General features: G+C 55.8%; 22 protein-coding genes and 1 riboswitch. Of the genes, 16 read left to right on the top strand and 6 right to left on the bottom strand.

Translation table 11 applies throughout. The features are described from left to right. Positions 1-82 precede the first annotated feature (82 nt). Positions 83-1,708 (top strand): Na/Pi cotransporter family protein, encoded by a 1,626-nt coding sequence (locus ACXKZG_RS21250; RefSeq protein WP_134823222.1) that lies wholly within the window; start codon positions 83-85, stop codon positions 1,706-1,708. Between the two features lie 36 nt (positions 1,709-1,744). Here the strand turns inward: ACXKZG_RS21250 and panS are convergent, their stop codons facing one another. The 3 genes from panS to ACXKZG_RS21235 all read right to left on the bottom strand — a co-directional run bounded on the left by panS (position 1,745) and on the right by ACXKZG_RS21235 (position 6,273). Continuing rightward, positions 1,745-2,662 (bottom strand): ketopantoate/pantoate/pantothenate transporter PanS, encoded by a 918-nt coding sequence (gene panS / locus ACXKZG_RS21245; RefSeq protein WP_106381876.1) that lies wholly within the window; start codon positions 2,660-2,662, stop codon positions 1,745-1,747. Between the two features lie 59 nt (positions 2,663-2,721). After that, a complete protein-coding gene (lysC, locus tag ACXKZG_RS21240) occupies positions 2,722-4,074 on the bottom strand; it encodes a lysine-sensitive aspartokinase 3 (protein WP_013200335.1) in 1,353 nt (450 codons plus the stop codon). 97 nt (positions 4,075-4,171) lie between these two features. After that, a riboswitch (Lysine riboswitch) is annotated at positions 4,172-4,415 on the bottom strand. 52 nt (positions 4,416-4,467) lie between these two features. Beyond that, entirely contained in the window at positions 4,468-6,273 is a 1,806-nt protein-coding gene (locus tag ACXKZG_RS21235; protein WP_488875454.1) for a cation:proton antiporter, read from the bottom strand. 219 nt (positions 6,274-6,492) lie between these two features. Here ACXKZG_RS21235 and pgi point away from each other — a divergent pair, with 219 nt between their 5' ends. The 8 genes from pgi (at position 6,493) to ubiA (ending at position 14,717) form a co-directional block, all read left to right on the top strand. Further along, a complete protein-coding gene (gene pgi, locus ACXKZG_RS21230) occupies positions 6,493-8,142 on the top strand; it encodes a glucose-6-phosphate isomerase (protein WP_488875453.1) in 1,650 nt (549 codons plus the stop codon). Between the two features lie 646 nt (positions 8,143-8,788). After that, a complete protein-coding gene (gene yjbE, locus ACXKZG_RS21225) occupies positions 8,789-9,037 on the top strand; it encodes an exopolysaccharide production protein YjbE (RefSeq protein ID WP_041691859.1) in 249 nt (82 codons plus the stop codon). Between the two features lie 79 nt (positions 9,038-9,116). Then, positions 9,117-9,764: a YjbF family lipoprotein gene (locus ACXKZG_RS21220; RefSeq protein ID WP_488875452.1), complete on the top strand. Its 648-nt coding sequence runs from the start codon at positions 9,117-9,119 to the stop codon at positions 9,762-9,764. Continuing rightward, complete coding sequence (locus ACXKZG_RS21215) at positions 9,761-10,516, top strand: capsule biosynthesis GfcC D2 domain-containing protein (protein ID WP_106381879.1); 756 nt, start codon at positions 9,761-9,763, stop codon at positions 10,514-10,516. Before ACXKZG_RS21220 ends, ACXKZG_RS21215 begins: the two co-directional genes overlap by 4 nt. After that, positions 10,516-12,612 (top strand): YjbH domain-containing protein, encoded by a 2,097-nt coding sequence (locus ACXKZG_RS21210; protein ID WP_106381880.1) that lies wholly within the window; start codon positions 10,516-10,518, stop codon positions 12,610-12,612. Before ACXKZG_RS21215 ends, ACXKZG_RS21210 begins: the two co-directional genes overlap by 1 nt. A 153-nt stretch (positions 12,613-12,765) precedes the next feature. Then, on the top strand, positions 12,766-13,164 hold the full coding sequence (psiE, locus tag ACXKZG_RS21205; protein ID WP_013200341.1) for a phosphate-starvation-inducible protein PsiE: 399 nt from the start codon (positions 12,766-12,768) through the stop codon (positions 13,162-13,164). Between the two features lie 139 nt (positions 13,165-13,303). Further along, positions 13,304-13,831 carry a chorismate lyase gene (ubiC, locus tag ACXKZG_RS21200; protein ID WP_346566803.1) on the top strand — a complete coding sequence of 176 codons (528 nt, stop codon included), beginning with the start codon at positions 13,304-13,306 and terminating at the stop codon, positions 13,829-13,831. 1 nt (position 13,832) lies between these two features. Next, entirely contained in the window at positions 13,833-14,717 is an 885-nt protein-coding gene (gene ubiA / locus ACXKZG_RS21195) for a 4-hydroxybenzoate octaprenyltransferase (protein WP_041692188.1), read from the top strand. A 60-nt stretch (positions 14,718-14,777) separates the two neighbouring features. Here ubiA and plsB read toward each other — a convergent pair whose 3' ends face one another. Continuing rightward, on the bottom strand, positions 14,778-17,201 hold the full coding sequence (gene plsB, locus ACXKZG_RS21190; RefSeq protein WP_013200344.1) for a glycerol-3-phosphate 1-O-acyltransferase PlsB: 2,424 nt from the start codon (positions 17,199-17,201) through the stop codon (positions 14,778-14,780). Positions 17,202-17,329: 128 nt separating this feature from the next. On the opposite strand from plsB, the gene ACXKZG_RS21185 reads away from it, so the two are divergent. From ACXKZG_RS21185 to ACXKZG_RS21170, 4 genes are all read left to right on the top strand, one after another. Beyond that, positions 17,330-17,689 carry a diacylglycerol kinase gene (locus ACXKZG_RS21185; RefSeq protein ID WP_013200345.1) on the top strand — a complete coding sequence of 120 codons (360 nt, stop codon included), beginning with the start codon at positions 17,330-17,332 and terminating at the stop codon, positions 17,687-17,689. A gap of 116 nt (positions 17,690-17,805) precedes the next feature. Beyond that, positions 17,806-18,414, top strand: a complete 609-nt coding sequence (lexA, locus tag ACXKZG_RS21180; RefSeq protein ID WP_013200346.1) for a transcriptional repressor LexA — start codon at positions 17,806-17,808, stop codon at positions 18,412-18,414. A gap of 119 nt (positions 18,415-18,533) precedes the next feature. Further along, positions 18,534-19,856, top strand: a complete 1,323-nt coding sequence (gene dinF / locus ACXKZG_RS21175) for an MATE family efflux transporter DinF (protein ID WP_106381882.1) — start codon at positions 18,534-18,536, stop codon at positions 19,854-19,856. Positions 19,857-20,096: 240 nt separating this feature from the next. Then, positions 20,097-20,306 carry a CsbD family protein gene (locus ACXKZG_RS21170; protein WP_013200348.1) on the top strand — a complete coding sequence of 70 codons (210 nt, stop codon included), beginning with the start codon at positions 20,097-20,099 and terminating at the stop codon, positions 20,304-20,306. 126 nt (positions 20,307-20,432) lie between these two features. Here ACXKZG_RS21170 and zur read toward each other — a convergent pair whose 3' ends face one another. Beyond that, positions 20,433-20,948 carry a zinc uptake transcriptional repressor Zur gene (gene zur, locus ACXKZG_RS21165; protein ID WP_134823232.1) on the bottom strand — a complete coding sequence of 172 codons (516 nt, stop codon included), beginning with the start codon at positions 20,946-20,948 and terminating at the stop codon, positions 20,433-20,435. 474 nt (positions 20,949-21,422) lie between these two features. Between zur and ACXKZG_RS21160 the strand changes: the two genes are divergently transcribed. From ACXKZG_RS21160 to pspG, 3 genes are all read left to right on the top strand, one after another. After that, a complete protein-coding gene (locus ACXKZG_RS21160; protein WP_134823233.1) occupies positions 21,423-22,664 on the top strand; it encodes a conjugal transfer protein TraF in 1,242 nt (413 codons plus the stop codon). A gap of 207 nt (positions 22,665-22,871) precedes the next feature. Further along, entirely contained in the window at positions 22,872-23,867 is a 996-nt protein-coding gene (gene dusA / locus ACXKZG_RS21155) for a tRNA dihydrouridine(20/20a) synthase DusA (RefSeq protein WP_013200351.1), read from the top strand. Positions 23,868-24,078: 211 nt separating this feature from the next. Beyond that, on the top strand, positions 24,079-24,309 hold the full coding sequence (gene pspG, locus ACXKZG_RS21150; protein WP_013200352.1) for an envelope stress response protein PspG: 231 nt from the start codon (positions 24,079-24,081) through the stop codon (positions 24,307-24,309). 247 nt (positions 24,310-24,556) lie between these two features. On the opposite strand, the gene ACXKZG_RS21145 is transcribed toward pspG, so the two are convergent. Further along, the gene (locus ACXKZG_RS21145; RefSeq protein ID WP_488875451.1) at positions 24,557-25,537 is read right to left on the bottom strand and encodes a quinone oxidoreductase; all 981 of its coding nucleotides are present in this window, start codon (positions 25,535-25,537) and stop codon (positions 24,557-24,559) included. Between the last annotated feature and the right edge of the window lie 9 nt (positions 25,538-25,546).

Genomic DNA, 25,546 nt, shown 5'->3' with positions numbered 1-25,546 from the left:
TCGACTAAACTTACTGCGGTAAGCTGGGCGGAGAAATCCGCTCTCAGTCCGTTTAGTTTGAGAAGTTGTGAGGTCGATATCGGTGTTAACCCTGCTTAATTTGCTTTCTGCTGTCGCGTTGCTGATCTGGGGAACGCACATTGTTCGTACCGGCATTATGCGTGTCTATGGCGCGGATTTACGCCGCGTGCTCAGCCGCAGCGTGTCGAAAAAACCAATGGCCTTTGTCGCCGGGATTGGCGTGACCGCGCTGGTCCAGAGCAGCAATGCCACCACGTTATTGGTCACGTCGTTTGTGGCACAGGAACTGGTCGGGCTGACGCCTGCGCTGGTGATAATCCTCGGTGCCGACGTCGGAACTGCGCTGATGGCGCGGATCCTGACCTTTGATCTCTCCTGGCTGTCGCCGCTGTTTATCTTCTTTGGCGTGGTCTTTTTCCTCGGGCGCAAACAAACGCGCGCCGGGCAGCTTGGCCGCGCCAGTATTGGCCTTGGGCTGATCCTGCTGGCGCTGCAGCTGATTGTGGCCGCAGCGACGCCAATCACCCAGGCTTCTGGCGTTAAGGTGCTGTTCTCCTCGCTGACCGGCGACGTGATGCTGGATGCGCTGATTGGTGCCGTCTTCGCCATCATCAGTTACTCCAGCCTCGCGGCGGTGCTGATCACCGCCACGCTGACGGCGACCGGCGTTATCTCGTTCAAGGTGGCGCTGTGCCTGGTGATCGGTGCCAATCTGGGCAGCGGATTGCTGGCGATGCTCAATAACAGCGGCTCGAATGCCGCCGGAAAACGCGTGGCCCTCGGCAGTCTGATCTTTAAATTTATCGGTTCGCTGCTGGTACTGCCGTTTATCGATCTGCTGGCAGAGTGGCTGCAAAAATTGCCGGTGAACGACGAAGAACTGGTGATCTTCTTCCATGTTTTCTACAACCTGATCCGCTGCCTGATTATGGTGCCATTTGCCGATGCCATGGCCCGGCTGTGTACCGCGTTAATCCGCGATGAGCCGGAAACCGATCTGCGCCTGAAACCCCGTCATCTGGACGCCAGCGCGCTGGATACGCCGGCGCTGGCACTGGCTAATGCCTCGCGCGAGACGCTGCGCATGGGCGATGTGCTGGAGCAGATGCTGGCCACCTTCAGCAAAGTGGTGCATGGCGAACTGCGGGAAGAACGTGAAATCCGCAAGCTGGATGATGATGTGGATGTGCTGTACACCGCGATCAAACTCTATCTGGCGCAGATGCCGAAAGAGGATCTGCCCGAGGAAGATTCGCGCCGCTGGGCTGAAATCATCGAGATGGCGTTAAATCTGGAGATGGCCGGCGACATTCTGGAAAGGATGAGTGGCGATGTGGCTGACAAATCGCTGACCGCGCGCCGCGCCTTCTCCGAAGAGGGGATGAAAGAGCTGGATGCGCTGATAGAACAGCTTTCCGGCAATCTGCGGCTGGGCCTGTCGGTGTTTTTATCGCAGGACGTGACCAGCGCCAAGCGCCTGCGCCGCTCAAAGCACCGTTTCCGCATTACTAACCGCCGTTACTCCCACAAGCATGTGAATCGCCTGCATCAGCATAACGTGCAGAGCATCGAAACCAGCTCACTGCATCTGGGATTGTTGGGGGATATGAAGCGGTTGAATTCGCTGTTCTGTGCCGTGGCGTATAACGTGCTTGAACAACCGGATGATGACAGGGACGACGACTGAGGAAACGTCCCCCGCCTGGCGGCGGGGGAAACAGGCTTATTTCTTTTTGATCGGCTTGCCGGACCAGTAACCGGCCAGCAGAGAACCAGACAGGTTGTGCCAGACCGAGAACAGCGCGCCCGGCAGTGCCGCCAGTGGCGAGAAGTACAGCTTGCCTAACGTGGCCGCCAGGCCCGAGTTCTGCATACCCACTTCCAGCGCCAGCGTACGGCAGGTGGATTCATCAAAGCCAAACAGCTTCCCGCCCCAGTAACCGCCTAACAAACCAATGGCGTTATGCAGGATCACCGCAGCAATCACCACCAGGCCCACCGAGCCGATAAAGCCCTGACTGCCGGCAACCACGGCACTGATAATCAGCAAAATACAGACCATCGAGAAGGCCGGCAGGTACGGCTCAACGCGCTTCACCAGACCGTTCATGGTGTGGTGAACAATCAGGCCAATGCCGATCGGCACCACCACAATCTTCACGATGCTCAGCAGCATGCCGACCACATCCACCTGAATATGGGTATCGACATACAGTTTGGTCAGCAGTGGCGTGGCGAACACGCCAACCAGCGCCGACACGGACGAGATGGTAACGGAAAGGGCCACATCGCCTTTCGCCAGATAAATCATCACGTTGGATGCCGTGCCGCTGGCCACGCTGCCCACCAGGATCATCCCGGCCGACAGGTCAGGCGGCATATGGAACAATTTTGCCAGGCCCCATGCCGCGAGCGGCATCACCAGATAATGCAGGAAGGTCCCGGCAATCACCGGTGCAGGGCGGGTCAGTACACGTTTAAAATCACCGATATTGAGCGTCACGCCCATGCCGAACATGATCAGCATCAGCAGATACGTCACCCACGGACCAATCGCGAGAAAGGTGGTCGGGGTGTAATAGGCGGCAACAGAGAGCAGGACTGCCCATAACGGAAACAGTCGGGTAACAAAGGCGAGCATAGCCAGACTTCCTTTTTTCCGATGGCGAAAAAAACCGGGCCAGGCCCGGTTTAGTAAAACTATTCAAACAGATTGTGATGAAGCGTCTGCACCACCTGCTCGGCGTCGCTGCCGGGCACCAGGAAGCACAGGTTATAGCTGCTGGCGCCATAACAGATCAGGCGAAGGTTGAACGGCTCAAGCACGCCAAACACTTCTTTGCCCACGCCACAGGCCTGCGACAGTTTGTTGCCGATGATCGCCACCAGTGCCAGATCCTCTTCGACTTCCACCCGGCAAAGGGAAGAGAGTTCGGTCAGCAACGCCTGGGTTAACAGGCTGTCCCCGGTCGAGGTTGAGCCGGTGGTGTCCAGCGTCAGCGCGATGCTCACTTCGGAGGTGGTGATCAGATCCACCGAAATATTGTGGCGCGCCAGGATGGTGAACACTTCCACCAGGAAGCCGCGAGAGTGCAGCATGTTCAGGCTATGCAGGGTCAGCAACGTCTGTTTACGCCGCAGCGCCAGCGCGCGGAACAGCGGTGGGTTCTGCGTTTCATTGCAGACGCGCGTGCCGCCGGCAGCAGGATCCTTGCTCGAGCCCACAAACACCGGGATATCGCTGCGGACTGCAGGCAGCAAGGTGGCCGGGTGCAGAACCTTGGCGCCGAAGGTGGCCATTTCGGCCGCTTCTTCGAAGGTGATCTCATCAATGCGTTTGGCGGTCGGCACCACGCGCGGATCGGTGGTGTAAATCCCCGGTACATCGGTCCAGATATCGATGCGGCTGGCATGCAGCGCCTCGCCTAACAGCGCCGCGGTGTAATCACTGCCGCCACGCCCTAAGGTCGTGGTGCGGCCTTTGGCTTCGCTGCCGATAAAACCTTGCGTCACGATCAGCGCTTCCGCCAGTTTCGGGGCGAGTTGCGTTTGCGTCAGTTCGGCAAGTAGGGCGACATCGGGCTCGGCACGGCCAAAGCGATCGTCAGTGCGCATCACCTTACGCACGTCAAACCACTGCGAGGCGACATTACGCTGGCGCAGCACTTCAACGAATAACAGCGAGGAGAGCAGTTCACCGTGACTGACCAGTTCATCGGTCAGCGCAGTTGAGGTCGCCAGGGAGGCAGCCTCAGACAGCATGGTGATGTTTTCCAGCACGCGGTCCACTTCGTCGCGGATCACTTCAGGCTGCGATAACTGGTCGACGATGGCGTACTGGATACGGCGGATCTCATCGAGCTGATAAGCCCGCTGCTCCTGCTCCTGGCCTTCAGCCAGAGACACCAGCAGGTTAGTCACACCCGCAGAGGCGGAAAGGACCACCAGGCGCGTGTTGGGATCGGCCAGCACCACATCGGCGCTGCGGTTCATGGCAGTAAAATCGGCAACGCTGGTGCCGCCAAATTTGGCCACGATCAGGGATTGGGACATAGTTGTTGACATACCTCGTGTCAGGATAAGTTTCCATCAGCTTGGTACAAGGGAGGAGCAGAAACGGGGCAGACGTAGAAAAGGGATGAACTACGAATCACCCAGAAGCGCCCCACCTTGTATACCTACCGGGTCTGACGTCGCCTGTAACTGCGCCAAAACGGTAAATATTGATCGCCCGGTTTACGAACGATGCTGGTGACAACCCAGAGGATTCAGCCCCTGCGGTCGATACGCTCCCTTCCGCGGGGAGAGTACCTCGGCGTCGCACCCCATGATGTGTTTTCTGCGGATTCGGTTCCTCCAACACACTGCCTGGGCGACGCGCCTCTTCTGGCTTGCGCATCAGATGCGCAACAAGCGGACTAGAAATATCGGTTTATGGCGCTGCTGTCAATCTCTGCCGTCTGAGGAATTTTCATTTTGCACCAGCGCAATCAGGGTACAGGGCAGCGCCGGCGTCTCTTCACCCTGCACTGGACTCAGAATGCCGGCCTCATTTTGCACAAACAACGGGATCACGCCCTGGTTTTTCTCAAGGTATTCCAGCCAGCCGAAATTCTCGTTCAGTCGGGTTGCTTTGATGATCGCGCCCTGTGACAGCAGGCTGCTCAGGCGGGCATAGGTCTGCTCATGACCGAACAGCACTTCATGGCGGCGAAAGCGCGGGCTTTCACTGTCACGCTTCGCGCGCAGCGCTGCACCGGAGCGGATCGCGGCGACCTTTTTCTCGCCAAACAGATGGCTGAAGTGGTACACCGCCAGCGCATTCTGGTGGCGGTTGGGCGACAGCGCCAGAACCTGCGAGGTTTCGCTCAGATCGAGGAAGTTCTCCGCATGTTCCGACCAGGCATTACCATAGTAGGCCGGGATCCCCTCCATGCGGGCGAGGCGATAGTATTCCCAGCTGCTGTCGGTCACCAGCACCGGAATATCCAGTTTCTTCAGCGCCGCCGCCAGGGTTCTGGCCACGCTGTTGGCGCCAATAATCAGCACGCCGCGCGGTTCACGCTGCTGCACCTTAAGCATTCTCGCCAGCAGGGAGCTGGTCAGGCTTTGCAGCACCACGGTGCCGATAATCACCGCGAACACCACGGTCACCAGCTTGTCTGCGCCAGCAAAGCCGGTTTTTTCCAGCGTCAGCGCAAACAGCGAGCTGACCGCCGCCGCCACAATCCCGCGTGGCGAAATCCAGCTCAGCATCAGCCTGTCCCGCATCGGCAGTGACGATCCCCATGTCGAGACGGCAATACAGAGCGGACGGGCAACAAACTGCACAATCAGCAGCACCGCCACTAACGGCCAGCCCATCGACAGCAGCGCCATCAAATCCAGTCGCGCCGCCAGAATGATAAACAGCCCGGAGATCAGCAGCGCGGATAACTCTTCCTTGAAGGCGATGATCTCGGTCAGATCGACGTCGCGCATATTGGCCAGCCAAATCCCCATCACCGTGACCGTCAGCAGCCCCGATTCATCCGCCAGCGCGTTCGACAGGCCAAACGCGGTCAGCATCACCGCCAGCACCGCAAAGTTCTGCAGATAGCCCGGCAGCCAGACCCGCTTCAGGGCCACGCCCAGCAGCCAGCCAAATACCACGCCGGCAATCAGGCCCACCACAGCGGTCTGGCCTAAGGTCCAGAACAAGTGCGTTAACGATTCAGCTTTCTGACGCAGCACAATGAATTCAAACACCAGAAGCGTGAAGATAGCGCCGACCGGATCGATGACGATGCCTTCCCAGCGTAAAACCTGGTTAATGGCTTTATTTGGCCGAACTACGCGCATCAACGGCGCGATCACCGTTGGGCCGGTCACCACGGTGACGGAACCGACTAACGCCGCCAGCTCGGGCGGGAAATCCAGCAACGCCCAGCAGGCGACGCTGATCACCAGGAAGGTGATTAACATGCCGACGGTAACCAGATTGCGGACCACGTTGCCCAACCCGCGAATTTCATCGAAGCGAAGCGTTAACGCACCTTCGAACAAAATGATGGCGACAGAAAGTGAGACAAAGGGGAACAGCAGGGTGCCAAACAGCGCATCCGGCTGCAAAACATGGCACAACGGCCCCAGGACAATGCCGAAAACGAGCAGTGGCAAAATGGCGGGCAGCCGTAGCAACCAGGCCAGCCACTGGGCTACCAGCGAACTTAATCCAATGATAACCAACAGCAGTGGGGCGGATAACTCCATAAAATTTTTCCTTTCGACAGCAAGAATAGTCATACTGAAACGCTGAGCGGACAAGCTGACCGCCGACTGAATTATAAATAGCCCCGGACAAAAAGGTGGGAAAATCCTGCCTTTATGATAGTTGCAACCTGTTGCAGGAAGAGGGAAGCCGAAACGGCACCTCGGGTAACATGGCGTCCGGTCTGATTTACGGTTCTTAAATAAAAAGAGTGTGTTGTTATGAAAAATATCAATCCGACACAAACTGCTGCCTGGCAGGCGCTGCAGCAGCATTTTGAAGAGATGAAAGACGTTCAGATCTCAGAGTTGTTTGCGAAAGACAGCAATCGCTTTGCGACCTTCTCTGCCACCTTCGACGATCTGATGCTGGTGGACTACTCCAAAAACCGCATCACCAGTGACACCCTCGCAAAACTGCAGGCTCTTGCTAAAGAAACCGATCTGCAGGGCGCAATTAAGTCGATGTTCTCCGGCGAAAAAATCAACCGCACTGAAGATCGTGCCGTGCTGCATGTTGCGCTGCGCAACCGCAGCAACACGCCGATCGTGGTCGACGGTAAAGACGTGATGCCGGAAGTGAACGCGGTGCTGGAGAAGATGAAATCCTTCTCTGAACGCATCATCAGCGGCGACTGGAAAGGCTACACCGGCAAGCCCATCACCGACGTGGTGAACATTGGTATCGGCGGGTCTGACCTGGGGCCATTTATGGTCACCGAGGCGCTGCGCCCGTACAAGAATCACCTGAATATGCACTTTGTGTCCAACGTTGATGGCACGCATATCGCGGAAACCGTGAAGGATCTGGATCCTGAAACCACCCTGTTCCTGGTGGCGTCAAAAACCTTCACCACCCAGGAAACCATGACCAACGCCCACAGCGCGCGTGACTGGTTCCTGAAAACCGCTGGCGATGAGCAGCACGTAGCGAAGCACTTTGCTGCGCTCTCAACCAACGGTAAAGCGGTCGGTGAGTTCGGGATTGATACCGACAACATGTTCGAATTCTGGGACTGGGTTGGCGGACGTTATTCACTGTGGTCGGCGATTGGCCTGTCGATCATTCTGTCGGTCGGTTTCGACAACTTTGAGAAGCTGCTCAGTGGCGCACACGCCATGGACAAACACTTCTCTACCACACCCGCAGAGCAGAACCTGCCGGTGATCCTGGCGCTGATCGGCATCTGGTATAACAACTTCTTCGGTGCTGAAACCGAAGCGATCCTGCCTTATGACCAGTATATGCACCGTTTCTCTGCCTATTTCCAGCAGGGCAACATGGAGTCGAACGGCAAGAACGTTGACCGTAACGGCGCACCGGTCTCTTATGAAACCGGCCCAATCATCTGGGGCGAACCGGGCACCAACGGTCAGCACGCGTTCTATCAGCTGATCCACCAGGGCACCAAACTGGTTCCTTGCGACTTTATCGCCCCTGCCATCACCCACAACAAGCTTGGCGATCACCATGCCAAGCTGCTGTCGAACTTCTTTGCACAGACTGAAGCGCTGGCGTTTGGTAAGTCACGCGATCTGGTCGAGAAAGAGTTCACCGACGCAGGTAAAGATGCGCAGTCGGTCGAGCACATCGTGCCGTTCAAAGTGTTTGAAGGTAACCGCCCAACCAACTCCATCCTGCTGCGTGATATCACGCCGTTCAGCCTGGGTGCGTTGATTGCGCTGTACGAACACAAAATCTTCACTCAGGGCGCGATCCTCAATATCTTCACCTTCGATCAGTGGGGCGTTGAGCTTGGCAAACAGCTGGCGAACCGTATCCTGCCAGAACTGTCGGGTAGCGAGCAGGTCAGCAGCCACGACAGTTCAACTAACGGGCTGATTAACCGTTATAAAAACTGGCGCGGCTAAGCGGCGTCTAGCCGTTAACCGTCCTGCATAAAGGGGCTGGTGCCAATGCGCCAGCCCTTTGTTTTTTCAGCTATCCCGTCCGGCATCAGGACCGCCTTTAGCTACTTTTGGACCTGGTTGACATCACCCTGTTTTCTGCGCGATCCCAGCATGCCACCGCTTAGCGCGGAAATCAGGCGGCTGCTCGTGCTGAAATACCCCCAAAGATGAATAAAGTCAGCGTTATGAGGCTGAGGATATTCTTAAAATCACCCATTATTGTCCGAATCCCGCCAAGATAAATCCTAAAGCCATAGCGCCCATTACGCTACTTAACTGCCCTTAACGCCTGTTAACTTATTGAAAATAAATCCTTTAGTTCATTAAAAGCTCCGTGACGCGCTTTTCCCAGTGAATTCGCCGTGCTAAAGGCTATTGTCAGCGAATGGCACTAACAAGCAGGGTTAAATCAGTCATAAATTCCAATATATTGAATTAATTAGTCAAATGTTGCCTTGAGCAGCCAAAACGTGCTTATTTTAGACATCAGAAATCGCCCGCTGAATCGAAGGCGACCCCCCTCAATTCTGGTCATTTATTGCCTTATACTGAACGCGCCTGAAACCCTTCAGGTGAAGTATCCATTCATTTAATGAAGGGAAATGTTATGAAAAAAGTCTTATGTGCTGCTGCAGCCATAGTGTACTTAGCAAGTGCTTCAGCCGCGTTCGCTGCGCCTGAAGAAGCTGGCGCCGCGGCGGGTGCCTCAGCGGGAACCCTTTCCGCAGGAACCACCACTGCGGTGGGTATTGGTGCGCTTGGCGCACTGGTTGGTGTTGCTCTGGCAGCATCGAGTGGCGGAAACGGTTCTAATACCGGCACCACCACCACGACCACGACCAGTACCACGCGTTAAGTGCGGTAAATTACTCATAACCACACGCTCGTGTGGTTATTTTTTGACATTGTCAGACTTTGTTCAGGGACACACACAGGTGCGCTACCTACCACTGCTGCTTTTATGCCTGCTTCTCCAGGCCTGTACACAAACACAAAAAGGGCTGGGAGAGACGGTAAAACTCGCTCTGCTCGGGCCGGACGATGTTCAGGTCTCTGATGAGCAAATAGAAAGTTTGCCTTATGCCAGCATGTACCTGCGCGTGAATAACGGGCAGCAGATCTTCGTGGTGCTGGGCTTCGATGAAAACGGTCAACAAAAATGGATCACCCGCGACCAGTCGATGGTGGTGACTCAGCATGGCCGCGTGGTGAAAACCCTCGGGTTAAGCGACAACCTGCTGGAGGTGAACAACCTGCAACAGGATCCGCTGACCGCACCGCTGTCGTTGACCGAAGGCGCAAGCTGGACCCGCACGCTGAGCTGGACGGAAGCCGGTAAATTCCGCTCGGCAACGGCGACCTCACGCTTCACCCGCCTGAAAGATCAGGTGCTGACGCTTGGCGGTAACACCGTCGCCTGCCGCGTCTGGCAGGAAGAGGTTGAGCTGCCTGCCGAGGGAAAATCCTGGACTAACACCTTCTGGATTGATACCACCTCCGGCCAGGTTCGCCAGTCACAGCAAACGCTGGGGGGCGACTATTTCCCTCTCGAAACCACCATCCTGAAGCCTGCGAAATCATGAAAAAAATAACCCTCCTTCTCGCAGGAATTTCAGCCTGCGTTTCGCTCAACGTGTCTGCAGAAAGCCAGGTGACGGTCTATTCCCCTGGCCAGACGCAGACCTCGATTGTCAGCCATGCACAGAACCTGGCGCAGTTGGTCAGCAGCCCGGCATTGATGGATAAAACCTGGTGGCCGGGAACGGTGATTGCCGAAAAACTGGCCACCGCGGCGGCGATTCAGCAGCAGCAGCAGGTGCTGGCGCGGCTGAAAGCCTGGAGCAATCAACTTCACGCCGATGGCGATAGCGAACAGGCTGCAGTGGTCGATAACGTCTGGCAGCAGGTATCGGCAGTAAAAGTCACTGGCCGTCAGCGGGCTAATCTCGATCCGGACTGGGTGCGGATGCGTCCGGCACAGAATCGCCGTCTGGAAGGGGATTACAGCGTTTATACGCTGCTAAAACCGACCAGCATTACGCTGGCTGGCGTGCTGGCCAACAGCGGTAAAACCCCGTGGGCACCGGGCCGCAGCGTGGTGGATTATTTGCAGGATCATGACCGTTTGTCCGGGGGCGAACGTAACTTCGTGGTGCTGATTGCGCCGAATGGCGAAGTGAGTGACGTTCCTGTCGCCTACTGGAATCGCCGCCACGTGGAGCCTGAAGTGGGCAGCATTGTGTACCGTGGCTTTTCCTCATGGACGTTGCCTGGCGACGATGAAGACCTTAACCAGCAGATTGTTTCTGTTCTGACGCACCGGATCCCTGACTGATGAAAAAAACCTATCTTCTCAGCCTGATAGCTGTTTCCGTTGCCTGTGCCTGCCAGGTTCAGGCGGCGACGTATCCCGATCCGGTAGGGCCTTCGCAGTCAGATTTTGGCGGCGTCGGTCTGTTACAGGTTCCCACTGCGCGTATGGCGAAAGACGGCGAATTCAGCCTGAACTACCGCTATAACGATCAGTACCGTTTCTACTCCTCCTCGGTGCAGCTGTTCCCGTGGCTGGAAGCGACCATCCGCTATACCGACGTGAAAACGCGCGAGTACAGTGCGGTTGAGAGCTTCAGTGGCACCCAGACCTACAAAGACAAAGCCTTCGATTTGAAAGCCCGTCTCTGGCAGGAAGGCTACTGGCTGCCCGAAGTCTCGGTCGGGGCGCGTGACCTTGGCGGTACCGGCCTGTTCGACAGTGAATACCTGGTCGGCACCAAGGCCTGGGGGCCGTTTGATTTCACCCTCGGACTGGGCTTCGGCTACCTCGGCAACAGCGGCACGGTGAAGAACCCGTTCTGTGAAGCCGACAGCAGCTATTGCTATCGCTCTGGCAGCAACGGCACCGCCGGTTCGGTTAACGGCAAAGACATGTTCAAAGGCCCGGCCGCGTTCTTTGGTGGGGTGGAATACCAGACGCCATGGCAGCCGCTGCGCCTGAAAGCAGAATACGAAGGGAATGATTACCAGGACGACTTTGCCGGCAAGATTGAGCAGAAAAGCAAAGTTAACGTCGGCGCCATTTACCGTATTACCGACTGGGCGGATGTGAACGTCAGCTATGAGCGCGGCAATACCTTTATGGCCGGCTTTACGCTGCGTACCAACTTCAACGATCTGCACACCGCCTCGATCGATTCGGCGAAACCGGCCTATCAGCCGCGTCCGCAGGGCGAATTCCTTGAGCAGACCACCGTTGCTGGCCAGCTGACCGACCTGAAATACAATGCCGGTCTGGATGCGCCAAACATTCAGGTACAGGGCAATACCATGTATGCCTCTGGTCAGCAGAGCAAGTACCGCAATACCCAGGAAGGCGTCGATCGTGCCAACGTGATCCTGATGAATAACCTGCCAGCCAATATTGATACGCTGAAAGTGACCGAAAACCGCAGCCGTATGCCGCAGGTGACCACGGAAACTAATGTCGCCAGCCTGCGTCAGCAGCTTGAAGGCTATCCGCTGGGCAAAGAGCAGCCGCTGGATCAGAAACGCGTGGAGCCGGTCGATCCGGGTCATACCGAGCAGGGTTATTACATCGATGCCGATGACTTTAACTACAGCCTGGCACCGGTACTGAATCAGTCTGTGGGTGGACCGGAAAGCTTCTACCTGTATCAGGTTGGCGTGATGGCGAACGCTAACTACTGGCTGACGAAGCACCTGTTGATTGATGGCAGCGTGTTCGGCAACCTGGCGAATAACTACGACAAGTTCAACTATAACGGTGCGCCGAGCGATTCCTCATTGCCGCGCGTGCGTACCCATATTCGCGACTATGTTGAAAACAACGTCTACGTTAACAACCTGCAAGCGAACTACATGCATGCGCTGGGCAATGGTTTCTACGGCCAGGTTTACGGCGGTTATCTGGAAACCATGTACGGCGGTGTGGGTGGCGAAGTGCTGTACCGTCCGCTGGACTCTGACTGGGCGTTTGGTGTTGATGCCAACTACGTGAAGCAGCGTGACTGGGACAACATGATGCAGTTTACCGACTACAACGCGAAGGTCGGGAACCTGACGGCTTACTGGCGTCCGTCGTTCTTCAACAACCAGGTGTTGGTGAAGGCGAGCGTAGGTCAGTATCTGGCAGAAGATAAAGGGGCGACGATTGATGTCTCCCGCCAGTTCGACAGCGGCGTGATCGTTGGCGCTTATGCCACCAAAACCAACGTGTCGGCCGAAGAGTATGGCGAAGGCGACTTCACCAAAGGCTTCTATATCTCGATTCCGATGGATCTGTTCACCGCCTCACCAACGCGTGGCCGTGCACAGGTTAACTGGACGCCGCTGACGCGTGATGGCGGTCAGATGCTGGGCCGTAAGTACCAGCTGTATGATATGACCACCGACCGCGATATCGATTTCCGCTAAAAATAGCCGCGACACCGCCTCCGCCTGTGGACAGCGGTGTCGCCCGCTTATCTCTCCGGCATCAAGCAAAACTTGTGAACCCGCTCACACTAAAGCATATTGTCACTGTCAGGATTATCCTGACGGATAACAGTGACTTTTGAGGGTTTTTGCATGATTACCGCGACGCGTATTGCCTGGTTGTTACAGATGGTGCTGAATATAGGGCTGATCGTCCTGGCCGCTATTCTGGCGATCTTTCTTGGCAAGGAGACCTTCCATCTGGCCAACGTGTTGCTGAACACCGGCGAACAGACGTCTTCTTATCTGTTGATCGATGGCATAGTGATTTACTTCCTTTACTTCGAGTTTATTGCCTTAATAGTCAAATACTTCCAGTCGGGTTATCACTTCCCGCTGCGCTATTTTGTCTATATCGGTATCACGGCGATCATCCGGTTGATCATTGTCGATCACAAAAACCCGGTGGATACGCTGGCCTACTCCATTGCCATTCTGATCCTGGTGGTCACGCTGTGGCTGGCAAACAGTAACCGGCTGAAACGCGAATAACATGTCGGCGCGCCGTCCCAGGCGCGCCAACCTCTTACTTTACCGACCTGAAATCCGCACTATTTCCTCCAGCAATCTGTGTTCTCTCCCAGCCTCTGCGTTACACTGTGGCACCAAAATTTTTGCCCGGAGAAGCCGAATGGCTGATAACGCGCTGGTGCAATTGCGCGCCCTCGACTGGCTGCCAGCCTCATCACCCTTGCTTTCAGCCCCGCTGCTGGACTGGTTGATGGAAGAAGACTCCATGACCCAACGTTTTGAGCGCCACTGTCAGCAAGTGACGGTAAAAGTGGTGCAGGAAGGTTTTATTACCGCAGAAGAGGTCGGTGAAGACGTGGCGTTGCTGCCGCATGAGTCCCGCTACTGGCTGCGTGAAATTCTGCTGTGCGGCGATGGCGAACCCTGGCTTGCCGGGCGGACAATCGTACCGGAATCCACCCTGAACGGGCCTGAGCAGATGTTGCAGCAGCTTGGCACGCGCCCGCTGGGCCGTTACCTGTTTGCCTCTTCCACGCTGACGCGGGATTTTATCGAGCCGGGCAAGAGCGGCGATTTGTGGGGACGTCGCTCTTTGCTGCGCCTTTCCGGCAAGCCGTTATTGCTGACCGAGCTATTTTTACCGCCTGCGCCGCTGTATGCCTCGCTAACCGGTACCGGAGATGAGTAACGTGGAGAGAAGTCTGCCAATGAGTAAATTCCGGGCCTACAGCCGCCTGATGCGTATTGATAAGCCGATTGGTTCGCTGCTGCTGATGTGGCCGACCTTCTGGGCGCTGTGGCTGGCGGGAATGCAGATCCCGCCGTTGAATATCCTGATCGTCTTTGTGCTGGGGGTCTTTTTCATGCGTGCCGCGGGCTGCGTGGTCAACGACTTTGCCGACCGTAAGATCGATGGTCATGTAAAGCGCACCCAGTCGCGGCCATTGCCGAGCGGCGCGGTAACCTCAAAAGAGGCCAAGCTGCTGTTTGCCGGACTGGTGCTGGTGTCGTTCTGTCTGGTTCTGACCATGAACGCGATGACCATCTGGCTGTCGTTTGGTGGGCTGGCGCTGGCGTGGGTCTATCCCTTTATGAAGCGCTACACCCATCTGCCGCAGGTGGTGCTGGGCGCGGCGTTTGGCTGGGCTATCCCGATGGGTTGGGCGGCGGTCAGTGAAACCGTGCCGCTGACCTGCTGGCTGCTGTTCGCCGCGAATATCTGCTGGACGGTGGCTTATGACACGCTGTATGCGATGGTCGATCGCGATGATGACCTGAAGATTGGCGTCAAATCCACCGCCATTCTGTTTGGTCGTTTCGATAAGCTGATCGTGGGTTTGTTGCAGCTGGCGACGCTGGTACTGATGGCGGTGATTGGCTGGCGGATGCAGCTGGGCGGCGCATTCTACTGGTCCATTCTGGTGGCTGGCGCGCTGTTCGTGCATCAGCAGAAGCTGATCTCAGCCCGCGAACGCGATCCCTGTTTCCAGGCTTTCCTGAACAACAACTACGTTGGTTTGGTGTTGTTCCTGGGGATTGCCCTCAGCACGGCGCCATTCTCTGGCTGGCTCTGAGTGATGCCAATAAAAAAGGGTCGATGATTGCTCATCGACCCTTTTTTTATGCCCTGACGCTTACTCGTGCGGTCCCGCACTTTCAATCGTCATTCGCACTTCCTGAGTGATCAGGTCAGCCAGCATCTGATAGACCCTGTGCGTCTGTTCTACCTGCGCATCGCCGGTATCACTGATATAGCCTTCATCACGCAGGGTCAGCACCAGTGAAGAGAACACCGCTTTGTCGAAGAACTCCGGCGAGTTGATACCGTGCAGTACCGACAGGCGCTGAGCCATGGTCCGGCTCTCTTTTTCCAGCGTACCGCGGTTGATCGACGGATTCGCGCTGAGGATAGAGAAGGTGATGGCATAACGCTGCAGCGTTTCACGCACACCCGCCGCCAGCAGTTGCAGCGTTGGGAAGCGTGCCGGGCTCAGACGCAGCGTCTGGTCATCGGCCGTCAGCAGGCCCTGACGCGCCATCTCGCTCACCAGCGAATCCAGCACGGCAGGCAGATCTTCTTTATTCCAGTGCAGGAACAACTCGCTCTTCAGCATCGGGTAAATCACGCTGATCTGACGCAGCAGTTCGGCCCGGCTCAGTTCGCGGTAATGCGACAGGATCACCGCGATCAGCGACGGCATCACCAGCATATGGTGAACGTTGTTGCGATAGTAGGTCATCAGCACGGCCTGCTCGCGCGGCAGTACGATGATTTCGCCAATGTTATCCTGCTCAATATCGAACTTGTTCATGCTTAACGCATGGTTCAGCAGCGCTTCTGGCGTCATGTCCGGCACGGTCGAGTCCGGCGAATACGGCACGTTACGCAGCAACTGAACGTAGCACGCCAACTGCTCGGTCAACTGTTCACGGGTCAGCGAGCGCTGGCGCGATGCGAGCAGGGCGGTAACGCACAGGTTCATGGCATTGGCCGCACCGGCGTTGTTGATACGCACCATCACGCGCTGCGCGATGTCATTCACCGCAGGCGTCAGCCAGGCTGGGCGCTGGGCTTCGATGGGGTCGATGGCATCACGCCACTCAGGCACATGCTTGTTCAGGTAGGTCACCAACGGCAGCGGCTCCCCGAAGTTCACATACCCCTGGCCGAGGTTACGCAGCTTGCGCAGTCCGCGCACCATCTGCATAAACCCTTCTTTTTCTTTCGTCGCACCACGTAACTCTTTGGCGTAGGTTCCCACTTCCATCACGTGCTCATAACCGATATAGATCGGCACCAGTGTGATAGGGCGGTTACCGCCGCGCAGCATCGCCTGAATTGTCATCGACAGCGTGCCGGTTTTCGGGTCAAGCAGACGACCGGTACGGGAACGACCGCCTTCGACAAAGTATTCTACCGAGTAACCCCGGGTGAACAGCTCGCCGAGATATTCACGGAATACCGTTGAGTAGAGCTTATTACCCTTGAAGGTACGGCGGATAAAGAATGCGCCCAGACGGCGGAAAATCGGGCCCGCTGGCCAGAAGTTCAGGTTGATACCGGCGGCAATGTGCGGTGGCACCAGACCCTGGTGATACAGCACATAAGAGAGCAGCAGGTAGTCCATATGACTACGGTGGCAGGGCACGTAGACGATCTCGTGGCCGTCTTGCGCCAGCTGACGCACGCGCTCGCCGCCGTTGACGTTGATGCCCTGATACAGCTTGCTCCACGTCCAGCCCATGATGCGGTCCGTCAGACGGATGGCTTCATAAGAGAAGTCGGCGGCGATCTCTTCCATCAGCTCAACGGCGTTCTGCTGGGCTTTTTCATGGGAGATTTTCTTGCTGCGCGCTTCGTCTTCCACCGCTTTAGCGATGGCTTTGGACTGCAGCAGTTTATTAAACAGGTCCTGACGCACCGGCAAACGCGGGCCAATGGCCGCCAGGCGCTGACGGGCAAAGTGCATGCGTGCCACGCGCGCCAGCTTCTGCGCAATGATTTTGTCGGTGCCGTGTTCCGTTGCCATACGGCGCAGGGAAACCATCGGTGAGAAGCGGACAAAGCTGTCGCGGCCTAACCACAGCACGGCAAAGAATTTTTGGATGCCGTTCAACACGCGCAGATGAGGCTGATCGTCGCCCTGCACTTCGCGGCCTGGAGCCCGGCCAAACATCACGGATACCGGCACCATCTGCACGTCCAGCAGCGGGTTGCTGCGGTGCAAATCGAGGTATTCGTGGAACAGTTTTACCGATTCAACGTTAGGCACGAAATAGGGGAATACGCGTGGGCCGTCATGGATAAACACATGACGTGGCAAAACCGTACCGTCGATTTCCAGCGGATCTAAAGGATCGGGCAGATCCTGTTTACGGCATTGCTCACGCAACGCCAGCAGATCGGCCTTTGAATCATAAGGCAGCACATACATAATAGGGCGCGATGTATCCAGCGCCAGCTCGGAAACCGGCTCGGCGGGAATCGCTTTACTTTTTACCAGGAATTTTACTGGTAAATTCAATAAGTTATAATATAAGTTACGCCAACCTGACATAGATACCATGAAGCCTCTTGTTAGCAAAGCGCCGCAAGCATACCAGAAAGCGCCAGTGAGATCTGTGGTGTTGCAAAATGTGCGCCACCCAGACATTGACGTTAAACATCTCAAAGGGTTCCCTGATTATGGCAAATAACGTCACCGGATTGACTCGTATCATTAATGCCGCCGGTTATTCCTGGAAAGGAATACGCGCCGCCTGGCAAAACGAAGCGGCTTTTCGCCAGGAAGCGGTGGCCGGCATTGTCGCGGTGATTGTGGCGTGCTGGCTGGATGTGGACGCCGTCACGCGGGTGTTGCTGATAGGGTCCGTGATGTTGGTGATCATTGTTGAAATCCTTAACAGCGCGCTGGAAGCGGTGGTCGACCGCATTGGCAGCGAGATGCATCCTTTATCGGGTCGCGCCAAAGATATGGGCTCCGCTGCCGTCCTGCTGACGATACTACTCGCTGTTTTCGTCTGGGTAATGCTGCTAATTCCCTGATTGCGGCGCGCTTTCCATAATCTGACAAACTGCTGTTTTTTCCACATCTTTAGGTTTTCAACGCACAAATACCTGTATATACTCACAGCTGACTGTATAAACAACCAGGGGGCGGGATGAAAGCACTAACTGCAAGGCAGCAGCAGGTTTATGACCTGATACGCGACCACATTAACCAGACCGGCATGCCACCGACGCGGGCAGAAATCGCTGCACAGCTCGGTTTCCGTTCCCCGAATGCGGCTGAAGAGCATCTCAAAGCGCTGGCACGTAAAGGCGTGATCGAGATTGTTTCCGGCGCGTCTCGCGGTATCCGTCTGATGATGGAAGAAGAGGAAGGGTTGCCGTTGATTGGCCGTGTCGCCGCAGGTGAACCTTTGCTGGCGGAAGAGCACATTGAAGGTCACTACAAGGTGGATCCTGAACTGTTCAAGCCGGGCGCCGACTTCCTGCTGCGTGTTAGCGGCATGTCGATGAAAGATATCGGGATTATGGACGGCGATCTGTTGGCTGTGCATAAGACTCAGGATGTGCGTAATGGCCAGGTCGTGGTTGCGCGCATTGACGACGAGGTGACGGTAAAGCGCCTCAAGAAGCAGGGCAATATCGTGCATCTGCTGCCTGAAAACGGCGAATTCCAACCGATCGTGGTCGATCTGCGCTTGCAGACCCTGTCGATTGAAGGTCTGGCCGTCGGCGTAATCCGCAACGGCAACTGGCTGTAAACGCCTGACCTTAACGCGCTGCTTTCGCGGCGCGTTTCTCTTTTGGTAAGCTGTATGCCTTATTGACTGGCATATTCAGCTTCCGTGATGCTTTTAAGCCAGTCGCACAGTGGATGACCATGCGATTATTTTCTCCCTCAGATAACCAACTCTGGCGGCTGGCGCTGCCAATGATCCTGTCGAATATCTCCGTGCCCTTACTGGGCCTGGTGGATACCGCGGTCATTGGTCACCTTGACAGTCCTTCCTACCTCGGCGGCGTTGCCGTGGGCACTACCGCGACCAGCTTCCTGTTTATGCTGCTGCTGTTCCTGCGGATGAGCACCACCGGATTAACCGCGCAGGCGTTTGGTGCGGGTGATAAACCTGCGCTGGCCCGTGCACTGATGCAACCATTATTGATTGCCCTGGCGGCTGGCCTGCTGTTTATTCTGCTGAAATCCCCGCTTAACCACCTGGCGCTCTCTGTCGTGGGTGGCGATCCTGCCGTGCTGCATCAGGCCGCCCTATTTATGAATATCCGCTGGTTAAGTGCACCTGCGACGCTGGCCAACCTGGTATTACTGGGCTGGCTGCTGGGCGTACAGTATGCCCGTGCGCCGGTGATCCTGCTGGTTGTGGGAAACCTGGTCAACATCGTGCTGGATCTGTGGTTCGTGATGGGGCTGGGCTGGGGCGTGCAGGGTGCGGCGGCGGCCACCGCGATTGCAGAATACGTTACGCTGGCGATTGGGCTGGTGATGGTCTGGCGGGTGCTGAAGCTGCGGGGCATTTCGCTGCCGATGCTGAAAACCGCCTGGCAGGGCAATTTCGGCCGGCTGCTGCGGCTGAATCGGGACATTATGTTGCGATCTTTACTGCTGCAACTGTGCTTTGTTTCCTTGACGATATTGGGTGCGCGGCTGGGAAGTGAAGTCGTCGCCGTCAACGCCGTATTGTTGATGTTCCTGACCTTTACCGCTTACGCGCTGGACGGCTTTGCCTATGCGGTAGAAGCCTGCTCCGGCGAAGCCTATGGGGCAAAGGACGCAAAAAGGTTGCTGCTGATTTGGCACGCGGCCTGTCGCCAGGCAGGACTGGTGGCGCTGGCCTTTTCAATTCTCTATGGACTGGCCGGGACGCATATTGTTGCCTTACTGACCTCAATCCCCGAACTACAGCAGCAGGCTGACACCTATCTGTTCTGGCAGATTGTTCTGCCGGTCTGCGGTGTCTGGTGTTATCTGCTGGATGGCATGTTTATTGGTGCCACGCGCGCCAGCGAAATGCGCAACGGCATGCTGATTGCGGCACTGGGCTACGGCGCGACGCTGTTCACCGTGCCGGCATTAGGCAACCATGGTCTGTGGCTGGCCGTTACCGTGTTCCTGCTGCTGCGTGGGCTGACCTTGTGGCTCATCTGGCGCAGGCACTGGCGCAACAACAGCTGGTTTGCGGGCTGAAATAATTCGTTACACCCGCCTGCCGCTTCGTTATCTGCTGATCTCCCTGCCTTTTTTCACTTTTCGTTGTCACTTTTAGCTAAAAATGTGGCTTTATCTTTCGCCATTACGGGCAAACTCGCCATCATCTACTACAATTATCTGTACGTTAAGCAGTTAAGCAGCGTTTTATGTTGCTGCTGTGTGGTCTGCAAAGACGAAATCCCTAAAGCTGTGAACCTAAGGTTGAGGAGTTATAAGATGAACAAAGACGAAGCCAGCGGTAACTGGAAACAGTTGAAAGGTAAATTTAAAGAAAAATGGGGCAAGCTGACTGATGACGACCTGACCGTCGTCGAAGGTAAACGCGATCAGCTTGTAGGCAAGATTCAGGAACGCTACGGATATGGCAAAGAGCAAGCAGAGAAGGAACTCGGTGAGTGGGAAACCCACAATAACCACCGTTTCTGATTGGCAGCAAAATCTCTGACAAGATTTAGTTTCAGGACGATGCTCCTACCCCGGCACAAGGACAGTGCCACTTAATCCCCCAGCACTCCCCCTTCTTTACTTCAGAACTTACCCTGCGATAACGCTCTACTTGCCACGCTTCTTGCTGGTGACAGTATGATCGTGCTGGCATGCATCCTGATGCGTACAGGCTTCAACTTCCACACAACCCCGGCACAACCCATGAGCTTCAATAACACTGTTAGCCAGTGCGAATCCCGAGGTCAGGGCCAGCATTTTCAAAATGTTTTCCACCCCTTCAGCCTGTTGCTCTGCAACTGACCCGCAGCGATCGCAAATCAGCATCGCAGAAGTGTGAGAAGGCTGTTCAAAATGATGGCAGACCACGTAGCTGTTGGTGGACTCAACGCGGTGCACAAATCCCTGTTCAAGCAGAAAATCCAGCGCGCGATAAACCGTTGGCGGCTTCGCCTGAGGCTCGCTTGCCCGCAGCAGATCCAGCAGGTCATAGGCGCTGATCGCCCCATGGTGCTGGCTCATCAGCCGCAATACTTCCATACGCTGAGGCGTCAGTCTGACGTTGCGTTGCTGGCACAGGGCTTCAGCCTGCGACAGGATTTTTTCAGGACTGCTTACGTTCATAACTTTCCCCTCAGGTCAGATCAGTTTGTTATGTTATCACGTCCACCGAAAATCGCCGAATCCCGCCTTAACGCGTCAATCCGCCGGCTGTTGCCGTTTAACAGACTGAAAAAACTCTTAAAATGAGTGGTATTTCCCTCAAGGGAAAACAGTTAGCGATGCTGATTGGTTTAAGCGTTTCAAACCGTGCCATAAAATTTCTATAAAACTCTATTAATGTAATTTGCAGGCTGTAACGTTACTGACTACCTTTTTACTGGGTGTTACAGCGATCCTGGCCTTAAATGACGGGATCAAAATGCTTATTGATTAGCCTGATAACAGATAAACAAACAGCCAATGAGCAGATAAGCCCCACCATTGTTACTTACTTCACAGCAATGAAATGTTGCCTTTGTGTCCATTATTCAGGCAGCAGAAATCTTCACGCCTGAACAGGCGTTTTCCTCTTTGTCACGGTGGGTTCTAGGTAAAATGGCGAAATTAATCCGTAAGTTGAACAGTTTTTCCCGTCCTGCAGTTTTTCCCATAGTGTTTCTGGCCCCCCTTAGCGCGTTAGCCGCTGGCAACTATTACGATGCCCGCAATGACGCCATGGGTGGGACGGGTGTGGCTTCCTCTACTTACGGCACGGCAGTGCTGGCTAACCCCGCGTTGATGACCAAAGCAAAACCGGATGACACGGTCAGCGTGATCCTTCCGGCGGCCGGTCTGCAGGTGACGGATAAAAACAATCTGGTGGATAAAGTTGATGACCTGACTGACAGCGTCGACCGTTATCAGGACATAGCCAAAAGCATCACCAGCTTTGCCGATTTTGCAAAAGTGCAGTCAGCGGCCGGTGACTTATCCAGTCAGCTGCAGGGTATCAAGGGGAATCAGGCCCACGGCACGGCGGGCGCAGCGTTTGCGGTAACCATTCCCAATGAAACGCTGCCATTCGCTTTCGTGACCAAGGCCTACGGCACCGCGCACGTTACGGCAGATGTCACCCAAAGCGATATCGATTACCTGGATGAAGTCGCAAATGGCACCCGAATCCCCTTCCCGGGCGATCAGAACAAGCTGACGTCGGCTGGCCTTGGCCGTGGCGCGATTGTTTATGATTACGGTGTGGCGGTTGCGCACGAGTTCAATATCGCAGGCCATCCGGTTTCCTTTGGCGTCACGCCAAAGCTGCAGAAAACCTACCTGTATAACTACAGCGCCTCGGTTTATAACTACGACAAATCAGATTTCACCAACGGTCGTTACAAAAACACCAACAGTGGCTTCAACCTTGATGCCGGTGCCGCCACCGATATTGGCGACAACTGGACGCTGGGTCTGAGCGCGCAGAACCTTATTTCGCGCGATATCGATACCAAAGAAGTGAACGGCTACAAAGATACCTACCAGATCAGCCCAATCGTCACGCCCGGCGTGTCTTTCCATACTGAGCGACTGACCGCAGCGCTGGACGTTGACGTAACGCCAACCAAAGGCTTCAAAACGCAGGAAGAAAGCCAGTATGCGGGCGTGGGTGCCGAGTACCGTCTGCTGAGCTGGTTACAGCTGCGTGCCGGTTACCGTGCCGATATGAAGTCCAACGACACCAACGTTTACACCGCCGGTTTTGGCCTGTCACCGTTTGGCAAGGTGCATCTGGATCTGGCCGGTATGAAAGGCGACGACAGAACCTGGGGTGCGGTTGCCCAGCTGAACTTCACCTTCTGATGCTTCGGGCTGCCTCAGCCTGAAGGGTTAACAACAGGGCGGGATCCTCTTCCGCCCTGTATTTCCTCTCACCGTCGCAGCGGTTAACGGCGGCAATGCCCGCGATAATGCGTTAGCCCGCGTGCTGAAGGTGTGTCTCCGTCGGCAGGCGTGTTATCATTGCGCACATTATCGTCATTTGTTAATCACACCGAGTTTGCGCGCTTTATGACCCAGATTTTACCTGCACACCGTTTTTCCGTTGCCCCGATGCTTGACTGGACCGACCGTCATTGCCGTTATTTCCTGCGTCAGTTAACGCGTCATTCCCTGCTGTACACCGAGATGGTTACCACCGGTGCCATTGTGCATGGCAAAGGCGATTATCTGGCGTGGAATCAGGCAGAACAGCCTGTTGCCCTGCAGCTGGGCGGCTATGACGCTGCGGCGCTGGCCGAATGCGCGAAGCAGGCGGAAGCGCGAGGCTACAACGAAATCAATCTGAACGTCGGCTGTCCGTCGGATCGTGTGCAGAACGGCCGCTTCGGTGCCTGCCTGATGGGCGAACCGGCGCTGGTCGCCGATGGCATTAAAGCGATGCGCGACCAGGTGTCGATCCCGGTGACGGTGAAAACCCGCATCGGTATTGACGAGCAGGACAGCTATGAATTCCTCTGTGAGTTTATCCGTCAGGTGTCCGAGCAGGGCGGTTGCGACAGCTTTATCATTCATGCCCGCAAGGCCTGGCTGTCGGGGCTGAGCCCGAAAGAGAACCGCGAAATCCCGCCACTGGATTACGAACGCGTCTATCAGCTGAAGCGTGATTTCCCGCATCTGACGATGTCGATCAATGGCGGCATCAAGTCGCTGGCAGAAGCCAAAGTGCATTTGCAGCACGTCGATGGCGTGATGATGGGCCGTGAGGCGTATCAGAATCCTGGGCTGCTGGCGCAGGTCGATCGCGAACTGTTTGGCAGCGAGTTGCCCGCCCCGGATCCGGTGGCCGTTGTGCGGGCAATGTACCCGTACATTGAGGCTGAACTGGCGAACGGCACCTATCTTGGTCACATCACGCGCCATATGTTGGGCCTGTTCCAGGGCATTCCGGGCGCGCGCCAGTGGCGACGTCACCTGAGCGAGAATGCCCATAAGCCGGGAGCCAATATCGAAACGGTTGAGCAGGCGTTGGCGCTGGTGGCGGATAAAATCCCGGCCGCGGTTTAAGCGTCAGCACCAGGATGAACGCACAGGTCAAGCCGCGACGGTTTGAACTGTGCGATTATCGTCACCGCTTCACCAATTAGTCATCAATTTCACCAGGTGCACTTCACCGCTGTTTATTCCATCTCATTCAATTCAATCACTTAATCCAATCCCAATCCTGGCACGCTTCTTGTAATAGTCTCTGAGGAATCTTTTCTCTGGAGCGAACCTGATGGAAATCTTATTTGTGCTTGGCTTCTTTGTCATGCTGCTGCTGACCGGTATTTCCGTGCTCGGCATTATCGCCGCGCTGGTCGTCGCTACCGTGGTGATGTTCTTTGGCGGCATGCTGGCGATTGTTATAAAATTGTTGCCTTGGCTGGCGTTGGCGGTGGTGGCGGTATGGATTTATCGCGCGTATAAAAAACCGAACTCGAAACTGGACCGTTGGTTATCCCGGTAATATCAACGTGTTAGACGGTAAATTACCGTAAAGAATGCGCACTGGATCACAAGATGGCATATTGCATAGACGAATCAGCAATTAAACATATTATTTACTTATGAATTCTGCCAGGATGTTTCCACTGAATTGACACGAATTCATCGCTCTGACCCTACAACCAGCGCGAACTAAAAAAAAAAAAAGGGGCTTCCTACGGGAAGCCCTGTTTGCATCTGGCGATCGGGAAAATTACCGCAACCGACGATCAGGGGATCAGCAGGCTTGAGCCTTGCGTAGCCCGACTCTCCAGCGTTTTGTGCGCCTGCTGCGCATCCTTCAGGGCAAACTTCTGCTGCTCCGGCACATCGACATTAATCGCTCCGATGCCAATCAGCGAAAACAGCTCATTGCTGGCGCTGGTTAACGCGTCGCGGTTGGTGACGTAGCCATTCAGGGAAGGGCGGGTGACGTATAACGAGCCTTTCTGGTTGAGGATTGCCAGATTCACGCCGCTGACCGGGCCGGACGAGTTACCAAAGCTGACCATCAATCCACGCCGTTGCAGACAGTCCAGCGACGCTTCCCAGGTATCTTTGCCGACCGAATCGTAAACCACCCGCACCTTCTTGCCGTCGGTTAACTCGCTGACGCGTTTGGCGATGTCCTCTTCGCGGTAGTTAATGGTTGCCCAGGCGCCGGCCGCTTTCGCACGCTGCGCTTTCTCAGCCGAACCCACCGTGCCGATCAGATGTGCGCCCAAGGCTTTCGCCCACTGGCAGGCAATCAGACCGACGCCGCCCGCCGCGGCCTGGAACAGAAAAATCTCGCCCGGTTGTACCACATAGGTCTGCCGCAGCAGATAGTGAACCGTCAGCCCTTTCAGGAACGAGGCGGCGGCCTGCTCAAAGGAGATGTTGTCCGGAATTAACGCCAGCTTATCGACATGCACTGCATGGAACTCGCTGTAGGCACCCAACGCCGACTGCGCATACACCACGCGATCGCCCGGCTTAACCGCCGTCACGCCGTCACCCACGCTCTTGACCACGCCAGCCGCTTCCGTGCCCAGGCCAGAAGGCAATGCCGCCGGATACAGGCCGGTCCGCATATAGGTATCGATGTAGTTAATGCCGATCGCTTTATTCTCTACCACCACTTCCCCGGCCGCTGGCTCAGGGATCGCGACATCAATCAGTTGCATCACTTCCGGTCCGCCATGCTGGCTGATTTGTATACGTTTTGCCATGCTCACTCC

The sequence above is a fragment of the Erwinia sp. 2186 genome (assembly GCF_057812255.1).
The sequence above is the reverse complement of the archived record's forward strand: the minus strand, read 5'-3'. Positions and strand labels throughout refer to the sequence as shown.

Coding starts and splice junctions, on each gene's coding strand:
- panS (WP_106381876.1), bottom strand. CDS start 2,662: ATGCTCGCCTTTGTTACCCGACTGTTTCCGTTATGGGCAGTCCTGCTC.
- lysC (WP_013200335.1), bottom strand. CDS start 4,074: ATGTCCCAATCCCTGATCGTGGCCAAATTTGGCGGCACCAGCGTTGCC.
- ACXKZG_RS21235 (WP_488875454.1), bottom strand. CDS start 6,273: ATGGAGTTATCCGCCCCACTGCTGTTGGTTATCATTGGATTAAGTTCG.
- pgi (WP_488875453.1), top strand. CDS start 6,493: ATGAAAAATATCAATCCGACACAAACTGCTGCCTGGCAGGCGCTGCAG.
- yjbE (WP_041691859.1), top strand. CDS start 8,789: ATGAAAAAAGTCTTATGTGCTGCTGCAGCCATAGTGTACTTAGCAAGT.
- ACXKZG_RS21215 (WP_106381879.1), top strand. CDS start 9,761: ATGAAAAAAATAACCCTCCTTCTCGCAGGAATTTCAGCCTGCGTTTCG.
- ACXKZG_RS21210 (WP_106381880.1), top strand. CDS start 10,516: ATGAAAAAAACCTATCTTCTCAGCCTGATAGCTGTTTCCGTTGCCTGT.
- psiE (WP_013200341.1), top strand. CDS start 12,766: ATGATTACCGCGACGCGTATTGCCTGGTTGTTACAGATGGTGCTGAAT.
- ubiC (WP_346566803.1), top strand. CDS start 13,304: ATGGCTGATAACGCGCTGGTGCAATTGCGCGCCCTCGACTGGCTGCCA.
- plsB (WP_013200344.1), bottom strand. CDS start 17,201: ATGTCAGGTTGGCGTAACTTATATTATAACTTATTGAATTTACCAGTA.
- ACXKZG_RS21185 (WP_013200345.1), top strand. CDS start 17,330: ATGGCAAATAACGTCACCGGATTGACTCGTATCATTAATGCCGCCGGT.
- lexA (WP_013200346.1), top strand. CDS start 17,806: ATGAAAGCACTAACTGCAAGGCAGCAGCAGGTTTATGACCTGATACGC.
- dinF (WP_106381882.1), top strand. CDS start 18,534: ATGCGATTATTTTCTCCCTCAGATAACCAACTCTGGCGGCTGGCGCTG.
- ACXKZG_RS21170 (WP_013200348.1), top strand. CDS start 20,097: ATGAACAAAGACGAAGCCAGCGGTAACTGGAAACAGTTGAAAGGTAAA.
- zur (WP_134823232.1), bottom strand. CDS start 20,948: ATGAACGTAAGCAGTCCTGAAAAAATCCTGTCGCAGGCTGAAGCCCTG.
- ACXKZG_RS21160 (WP_134823233.1), top strand. CDS start 21,423: ATGGCGAAATTAATCCGTAAGTTGAACAGTTTTTCCCGTCCTGCAGTT.
- dusA (WP_013200351.1), top strand. CDS start 22,872: ATGACCCAGATTTTACCTGCACACCGTTTTTCCGTTGCCCCGATGCTT.
- pspG (WP_013200352.1), top strand. CDS start 24,079: ATGGAAATCTTATTTGTGCTTGGCTTCTTTGTCATGCTGCTGCTGACC.
- ACXKZG_RS21145 (WP_488875451.1), bottom strand. CDS start 25,537: ATGGCAAAACGTATACAAATCAGCCAGCATGGCGGACCGGAAGTGATG.